This window comes from Pseudotenacibaculum haliotis (genome assembly GCF_042684245.1).
GTDB classification, from domain to species: Bacteria; Bacteroidota; Bacteroidia; order Flavobacteriales; family Flavobacteriaceae; genus Polaribacter; species Polaribacter haliotis_A.
The window spans coordinates 1-6,867 of sequence record NZ_JBHULH010000007.1 but is presented as its reverse complement, the minus strand read 5'-3'; the positions used below and the strand labels follow the sequence as shown (position 1 = coordinate 6,867).

Genomic DNA, 6,867 nt, shown 5'->3' with positions numbered 1-6,867 from the left:
AGCTTTGTATAAATCCATTGGTATCATCACCATCATTGGCATCATCACAGATCTCGTAGTCTGTGGGTTGGGTTGGAACGGGTATGCCTGTTACTTCAATGGTAAAAGATCCGTCAGCAACACAATTACTACTATTTCTGTTGACTACTCTAGCGTAAATGGTTTCTGAAGGGTTTGTATTGTTGTAAGTTGTAGGATTCGGTATGAGTAATGTATAGGCACTGTCTGAGAAGTATTGTACTACGAAAGTGGCCGGGTCTTGCCCGTTGAGGATTTCTGTGTCTTTCGAGGTTAAGTCGAAGGTTTCTACCATATTGGCATCAGGATCACAGAGCTGAAAATTGCTAATAGTTGGATTTATGGTAGCTTCCTCTACAAATTCTAGCACAATGTCATCACTATCTGTACAGCTAGCACTGTTTGATATTTCGCAGGTATAAGTTCCGTTTCCTAAGTTGGCAATATAAGTTTGGTTGGTAGCGCCTGGAATTGGCACTCCATCTTTTAGCCATTGATAAGAGTTTGCTGTAATGTTTGCAGTTAACGGAATAGAGTTTCCACATACTGCAGAATTGTCTGCGGTAACAAAATCATCACCTAAATCTAATCCTAAGTTGAAACTTCCTGCTTCAAGAAATACAGCAGAGTCATAAGAGCTGTCAACATAATCAGCAATAACTAATTTTATTCTGTAGACTACTCCGGGTGTAACAGTAGCTGTAGCAGTTAAAGCTACAGTTCTACCATCATAATTTGTGTCAGCAACTGGAGGAGTACTACTAATATCTCCAGCATAAAATTCTTCATTCTTTGGAGGACAAGAAGAGTTATTTCTTATATTTTCTACACTAACAGGTTCTCCGGTTGTTGGAATTAAAGCGATATTTTCAAAATTAGTACTTCCTTCTTGTCTTAATAAAAAGGCAAAGCTATCTGCAAACACCTGTCCGGTAGTTGGATCCGGACAAGGAAAACTATTTGAAGGACTATATTCTTCAGAAGCCATTACATATCTAAAACTGATTGTATTTGATACAGGAACAAAATCAAATTCTATATAAACAGCATTGGTATACAAATCTTGATTGCCGGTAGCTGTTACTAAATCCGGATCTGAACCAGTTCCTACATCAATCCCCAAAGGATTGGCAGGCGCTATTGCTGTATTTCCTGCTTGAAAGGCACTACCTGTTGAAATGATAAGGCCTTCTGAAAAAGGAAACCTACTATTTCCTTTAAAGTATCCATAACTTTTATTATTGGTATTGGATGGATGCTGACTTGAGCCTGGATCGGTAATATTAAGGTTTGTTGAGATATTTCTCACATCTGCACAGTTTCCATCGATCAAAACATTACGAATCAATTCTTCAGGAGAAAACCCTGATTCGGTATCCGCTGCATTGTTAACTGTGATTACTTGTGCCTGTATAGATAAAGTACTTACCAAGAAGAGTAATAGGCACACGAGGTGGCTAATTCTCTTGTATGAGAAAATATACTTGGTCATTTAGGGATTTTTTAATTATGGTTCTCAAAGATACAATTATTTTACCTCCTCAAAAGGGAGAAATTTCCTTTACGTTCCCTTGTATTTCCGTTTCTATCTGTAAGCTTAATAGCAAACCAATAGTCGTCAGAAGGAAGCGTTTTTCCATTAAAGGTTCCGTTCCATCCCGGGTTGTCAATATTGATCTCTGCCATTACTTTCCCAAATCGATTAAAGATGTGGATCTGAGAGGTAGGGTAGAAGGTCGAATTGGCGCCCTTGATAGCCCAGGTATCATTAATTCCATCGTTGTTTGGAGTAAAGAACTTTGGAAATTCGATCACTGAAACATCCAGCGAAACAATTCCACATCCGTTCTTATCTCTAACTCGGATGGTATAGAAACCACCTTCAAGATTCTCAAAGAGTGGTTCGTCTTGGTACGGATGTATGATTACTCCATTTTCATCCGTTAACGCATATTCATAATCTCCAATCCCTAAGTTGGAAGTGTCTATGCTTATTGAGTTATTATCAGAATCATCTACTATCGTTACATCATTGTCTGTAATGGTTGCAATAATAGACTCATTGACTTGTATTTCTAATGTTCTGGAACATCCTGTACCGTCAGTTGTTGTTGCAGTAACTGTATACAATCCTCCTGAGGTAACAGTAATTTGTGATCCGATGATGGTATTTCCATCAGGATCTGTCCATACATAATCATAAATGCCTGCCGGATTCTCTACACCAATGGTAAGTTCAGGCCCGTTCAAACATACGATCTGAGGTGAAGTTACAGAAAATTCCGGTAATGGATTTACGATCACGTCGAAAGTAAGATCATCGTTTACACAGCCAGTATCATTATTAGCAACACGAACATAGATTGTTTGTTGATTTGCTACAGTATTTGAAAATGGACTTGATAATGGATTGGCTCCGGAAGTAGCATCTGCTTGTGTTTCGTGGAAAGTTACTGTAAAATCATCTTCATCCTGTGTTGCTCCTAAGATCAATGGAATTTGACTGTCTAGATTGATGTCTTGTACAAAACCATTAGTGTCGTCTCCATCAGCATCGTCATCACAAGTCAACAGATCATCTACTGCTTCTGCTGTAGGCTCCGGATTGATGATTACATTGAAATTGGAAATATTATTCACACAATTGGTTGTCCCATTGGTAATTCTTACATAAATGATCTGGGTAAATGCCTGCGTATTTGTATACGGGCTAGTCAGGATATTTGCTCCGGATTGCGCATCGGCAAATGAAGCATGATAGGTTACTGTAAAGTTTGTAGGATCTTGAGTTCCTAAAATTCCGGCAGTTTGCAATTCTAGGTTGATGTTTTGTGAGAACCCGTTTTGAGCAGATCCATCTGTATCGTCATCACAAACCTCAAGGTCTTCTACAAAATTTGCAACAGGAAGCGGGTTTACAATCAGATCAAACGATGCATGATCATTAAAACATCCTGTGGTATTGTTAACCATACGAACATAAATAGTTTGTTGGTTGGCCGATGCATTCTCATAAGCTGATGTGTTGGTAATAGGATTATTTCCTGAATTGGCATCAGCAGCTGTTAGGTGATAACTTACTGTAAAATCTGCAGGATTTTGTGTACCTAACAGCACAGGTGTTTGACTGTCTAAATCAAAAGTTTGCACAATTCCATTGGTAAAGTCACCATCATCAGCATTATCACAAAGCTCAAGATCTGTCACAGGGTTTGCTGTTGGTATAGGGTCTACATTTAAAGTGATGTGAGCCCCAAAACCTAAGCAGTCATTGTCTAGGTTGCTATCTACACGAACATAGATCTGTTGTGAGTTTGGATATCCGATATTTCTATAATTTGCAGGATCGGTAATCGCATTTTGTTCCGCTAAAGCATCAGCTTCATTTCGGTAATATGTAATGGTTAATTGCTGAGTTGTTGGGAACAAAGCACGGACTTCTGTAGTTACAGAACTAAAATCAAAAGTCGTTATTCCATCTGTGTCATCATTATTAGCATTGTCATCACCATTGATATCCAAGAAGTCGTCACATACATTGAAAACACGTTGAAAAGTAGATGGAATCCCTGTGGTAGACACGGTAAGTGTTACTTCTGAAATTCTATAACAATCAAAACTGCTAATAGCACGTGCCCAAACCGTATCACTTGTAACTACTTGATTTGTATAAGTTGTTGGGTTTGGAATAGGATTGTTACCGGATTGCGCGTCTGCCAATGTCTCATAGAATATGAACGTTTCATTCATATAGTTTGTAGAGATATCAGTTGCAGCTTCATTTAGGTTAAAAACAGAGAATCCGTCGGTATCGTTATCACATTGCTTCAGCTCTACAGCGGCAGTAATTACCGGAAGTGGGCGAATGTTTACAACAAAAGAAGTTCTATCTGTATAACATCCGGTAGCATTATTGGTAACTCTTACATAAATAGTTTGCGTATTGGCGGTTGTATTACTGAACGGCGAGCTAAGAGCATTTGCTCCTGATGTAGCGTCTGTAGTCGACTCATGATAGGTTACCGTAAAATCTCCGGGATCTTGTGTGCCTAAGATAGTTGCTGTTTGTGTTTCTAGATCAATGCTTTGGATAAAACCATTGGTATCATCTCCATCATCATTATCGTCACAAATACCCATGTCGGTTACAGCATCGGCAGTTGGAACAGGATCTACAACTAATGTAATATGAGTTCCAGTATACAAACAAGCATTGTTAGCCGGATTCTCTACACGAATAAAGATTTGTTGTGTATTTGGTGAGTTGATATTTCTATAGTTGCTGATATCCGTAATGGCATTCATTGCATTGTTGGCATCAGTAAGAGATTCGTAATAGGAAATATTCAATGTTTGAGATGCCGGGAATAAAGCGATAATATCGTTGGTTGCAGAACTAAAATCAAAGGTGGTAATTCCGTCTGTATCATCGTTATTGGCATTATCATTTCCATTAGTATCCAAATAATCATCACACTCATTGTAAGTTCTCTGGAATGTATTTGGAATGACAGTGTTGGTGACTTCTAAATTGATTCGTGCAATTCGATAACAACCGTTTACTGTAATCACTCTCACCCAAACAGCATCATTTGTGTCTACAATATTAGTATGGTTGGTTGGATTTAAAATTTCATTGGTATTGCCAATAGCATCCGCTTCCGTAGGATAATAGCGGAATGTTTCATTGGCAGAGTTTGCAGATATACTTGAGTTGGCAAGTGTTAAATCAAAACTTGCTAAACCATCTTGATCAGTATCACATAATTCTAATAATACAGGAGTGGTTATATTAGGTAATGGGTTTACAACTAGATTGAACAAGGCTCCTGTTGATTCAGTAAAACAGCCAGTAGTGTTGTTCTCTACTCGTACAATGATTGGTTGTGGGTTAGCAATATTTGTATAAGGATTGTTTTTGTCTATTGGATTGGAATCGATATCAAAATAGCTAACTGTATAATCAGCAGGATTTAAAGAACCTAATACGTCTGTGTCTTTGGTTGAGAGCAAAAAGTTTTGTACTGTCCCATTGGTATCGTCTCCATCGGTTGCATCGTCACAGATTTCATAATCCGCAGGGTTTTGCAATGTAGGATTTGGATTTACCAATAGGTTAAAACTTGTGGTGGCCGCAGTACATACATTCGGTACTGCCGAAACAATGACGCGAGCAAAGACTTCTACAGAAGTAAAAGCTGTTGGGTTGGTATAACTATTGGCGTTTAATGGATTTGCATTGTTATCTGCATCTGACTGAGAAGCGTAATAGACAACTTCAAAGGTTGAAGCATCTTGACCGTTTAGGAGGTCTGTGCTAAAAAGGGCTTCAAGATCAAAAGTAAAAAAACCATCTTCAGTTCCATCTGTATCACATTGTTCGTAGGTGGTAAAAGGGAGAGTCCCTATGGTAGGTTGCGGGAAAAAGGTGATAACGACTTCATCTTCTCCCATATTTCCATCTCCATCAGTAACTTCAACTTTATATGTCCCGGAACGATCATCGTTGATGACCAAAGTAGGATTGGTTTGCCCCACCAATTCTGTAAATCCGGCACCTTCGTCTATAAACCACTTGTATGTTTCTGTACCTACTAATGTAGAAGGAGTTCCGTCTAAAGTAACTTCTGTTCCTTCACACACTTCTTGATCCATTCCAAGATCTCCTACAACTATGGAGCAATCTAATGATGAAGATCCTAGAGGGTTACCACTTTCATCTACATTCCATAAAAGATCAAAAGTAGATGGAGCGCCAGAAAATCTATCTATTACAATAATATATTCTTCTCCCGGATTAACATCAATATACCTTACAAAACGATCTCCTCCAGCGGTGTCACATTCATTTTGAGCAGGGTTAGGGCTAAGTCCCGTAAGACCAGTTGTACCAGAGTATGATGCTCTTATAGGAGTTTCACTAGCCAAATTTGAGCAATCAGAATCTGGGCCAAATACTGCAAAGTCATAATCTGCATTAGGATCACTAGGAACGATATGAAACGTAAATCGAGTACCTGTCTCAATACGAACTCTATACCAAAGAACTCTAGAACTTAGTAATGATTGGCATGAAGAGTTGATAGTAAATGGAGAAGGGTCTTCTGCACTAAGATCTTGTATAGGTTGATTGCTACAAACAGGAGTTAACTCATCACAAATTTGACCAAATGAAAATTTGGAAAAAGCGAATAGGAATAAAAATAATAAAAGGGATTTGAAACTTTTCAAAATTACTTCTTATGTATTTTTTTTTGAATAAAAGATTTAGAATTAATATTCGTAATTAAAATATTATACTCCCCCTTTGGCAAGGAACTTAAATCCATTTTAAAATACTTTTTCCCAATTACATTTTTATGAGTAATTTCTTTAGCAACTTCTGAATCAGCGTATTCATTTATAACCTTTAATTGAAAATCACTTTTCTGGTTAGATTCTATAGAATAGACTAAGCTAGAAGCAACTTCTTTTGTTTTTATGTCAATTTTAAAATCCTTCTGTTGGATATTAAATAGGGTTACTATTGTAAAGAGTAGAAAAAGTTTGTTCATTGTAAGGGTAATGTGAGCACTAAAATATAAAAATATATTATGTTAACGCTTTGTTAAGAGATTTATGATATTTTTTAACACGTAAAAAAAATGCGCATTATTTCTAATGCGCATTTTTCGAGGTTATGTTTTTATAATTTTTATTTATTCCTCAACAACGAGAAATTTCCTTTTCTTTCTCTAAGGATTCCATTTCTATCTGTAAGTTTGATAGAGAACCAATAGTCATCTGAAGGAAGCACTTTTCCGTTGAAAGTTCCATTCCATCCAGGATTATCGATATCAATAGTAGCTA

General features: G+C 37.4%; 4 protein-coding genes. All 4 read right to left on the bottom strand.

The features are described from left to right. On the bottom strand, nt 1–1,510 hold a 1,510-nt coding region (locus ACFSRZ_RS11845; RefSeq protein WP_379666779.1), incomplete at its 3' end, for a choice-of-anchor L domain-containing protein. Between the two features lie 41 nt (nt 1,511–1,551). Beyond that, nucleotides 1,552–6,249: a T9SS type B sorting domain-containing protein gene (locus ACFSRZ_RS11840; RefSeq protein ID WP_379666778.1), complete on the bottom strand. Its 4,698-nt coding sequence runs from the start codon at nt 6,247–6,249 to the stop codon at nt 1,552–1,554. Nucleotides 6,250–6,251: 2 nt separating this feature from the next. Then, on the bottom strand, nt 6,252–6,572 hold the full coding sequence (locus ACFSRZ_RS11835; RefSeq protein ID WP_379666777.1) for a hypothetical protein: 321 nt from the start codon (nt 6,570–6,572) through the stop codon (nt 6,252–6,254). A 140-nt stretch (nt 6,573–6,712) separates the two neighbouring features. After that, entirely contained in the window at nt 6,713–6,853 is a 141-nt protein-coding gene (locus ACFSRZ_RS11830; protein ID WP_379666780.1) for a T9SS type B sorting domain-containing protein, read from the bottom strand. Nucleotides 6,854–6,867 lie beyond the last annotated feature (14 nt).